1 protein-coding gene is annotated in these 217 nt (G+C 61.8%); it reads left to right on the top strand.

Annotated elements, in window-relative coordinates; genetic code table 11:
* Positions 1 to 35: 35 nt before the first annotated feature.
* A partial coding sequence (locus tag J2D73_RS20575) for a hypothetical protein (protein WP_207884298.1) occupies positions 36 to 217 on the top strand: 182 nt, incomplete at its 3' end.

The raw sequence follows: 217 nt of genomic DNA, 5'->3' as shown, positions 1-217 counted from the left end.
CAGTGGCAATTTCTACAACGCCCAATAGGATCGCGATGTACACCAAGCGTTTTGCTGCCGCCCTCGGGGCGGCATTCTTTTGTACCCAGGCCTGGGCGGCGCCACTGACCGCACAGGGAAATGCCTCGCTGGACGCTGGAGTGAGCGTGGCGCGCGAAATGGCGATTCAGGATGCGATGCACCAGGCAGCGCTCAGTCAGGGGGCTCAGATCGAGTC

The organism is Acetobacter sacchari (genome assembly GCF_017377715.1).
GTDB classification, from domain to species: Bacteria; Pseudomonadota; Alphaproteobacteria; order Acetobacterales; family Acetobacteraceae; genus Acetobacter; species Acetobacter sacchari.
This window is presented reverse-complemented; position numbering and strand designations above follow the sequence as displayed.